The organism is Microcystis sp. M53603_WE2 (assembly GCF_030065435.1).
Genome location: NZ_JASJFF010000722.1, coordinates 1 through 1,408, shown reverse-complemented (window position 1 = coordinate 1,408; position 1,408 = coordinate 1). Strand labels below are relative to the sequence as shown.

At 47.3% G+C, this 1,408-nt stretch carries 1 protein-coding gene; it reads left to right on the top strand.

Annotation, left to right across the window (positions count from 1 at the left end):
- Positions 1-668: 668 nt before the first annotated feature.
- Positions 669-1,391 carry a 6-phosphogluconolactonase gene (gene pgl / locus PX481_RS15545; RefSeq protein WP_002760961.1) on the top strand — a complete coding sequence of 241 codons (723 nt, stop codon included), beginning with the start codon at positions 669-671 and terminating at the stop codon, positions 1,389-1,391.
- Positions 1,392-1,408 lie beyond the last annotated feature (17 nt).

Here is a 1,408-nt window from a genome sequence, read left to right as displayed (position 1 = left end):
CCGAACTAGGGAAGTATTCGGAGGTCTGTGCCAGATTGTGTCTCGATGCGGTAGTCTCTACTTGCGTCGCCTAAATTGGTTTAGGCAAGCCCCGTCCCTTTTAGGGCGGGGTTAGTGACTAGTCTGTTTAAAAGTTCTCGCTGGGGATTCCCAGAAGGATTTTGCCGAGAGGCACTCTGACAAACTGCAATTTCTAATTAACTCTCGCTCAACCTCCCGCTAAACCCTATGTCAAATCGTTCTGCTTGTCAACCCCCTTCGAGAATCGACTCTAGAAATATTACCTCAATATGGCATCGGTAAACTTATCCCTGTCAAAGAATAGATCTCCTGCAAAAATCAAAAATCTGCCGTTAGGCGAGGAGACGGTCGATAGGAGACGGTCGTCAGGAGGAGAAAAAAGACAATAGAAAACTATAATATCCATAAAACCTAATATTATGTCAAATTTATCCATTTTTTTAGATATTTTAACCCGATAGTGCCTCGATAACTTACTTTTGCAGCAGGTCTAATAAAATTTTCCCAAGCTCTCAGACGAGGTTTTCCCCCCGTATCTCTTACCTAAGACAGAGGCTGTCAAAGAATAAAATTTTCCCAAGCTCTCAGATGAGTCCTGAATGGTTAGCCTATAGTAAAGACAGCCCCCTGAGTTGATAACAAAACCCATGCAGAAATTGGTGGAAGTTTTAGCTGATAAACAAGCTCTGATCGCAAAATCTCTGGCACTGGTTCTGGAAAAAATCACAACCAGCCTCGAACAACAGGACTATTTTACCATCGCTCTGTCCGGCGGTAGTACCCCGAAACCTCTCTACGAAGCTTTATCCTCTCAACCCCTCGACTGGTCAAAAATTCACGTTTTCTGGGGAGATGAACGCTACGTTAGTCCCGATCATCCTGACAGTAATCAACGCATGGCCCGGTTAGCATGGCTCGATCGCATACCGATCCCGGCCGCTAATATTCATCCTATGCCCACGGATGACCCCGATCCCCAGCTGGCCGCCCAAAAATACGATGATCATCTCCGCCAATGGTTTGGGGTCAATTCTCCCGATTTTCCCGTTTTTGACCTGATTTTATTGGGAATGGGCGATGATGGTCACACCGCCTCTCTCTTTCCCCACACGGCAGCTTTAACGGTGAGCGATCGCTGTATCACCGTCGGCGAGAAAGACGGCAATCCCCGCTTAACTTTTACCGTTCCCCTGATCAATCAGGCCCGTTGTGTGATCTTTATCGCTGCCGGCGAAAGTAAACGCCCCGCTCTACATGAGATTTTCTCTGCCTATGGTGACTCTTTCTCCTATCCTTCTCGTCTCATCCACCCCCCGGCCGGGGAATTATATTGGTTACTCGATGCGGCCGCTGGTTCCTCTTTTGTCTAGAGAATAGGGGAATAGGG

What these genes read in the sequence shown, in the direction of transcription:
- pgl (WP_002760961.1), top strand. Translation starts at nt 669, where the DNA reads ATGCAGAAATTGGTGGAAGTTTTAGCTGATAAACAAGCTCTGATCGCA.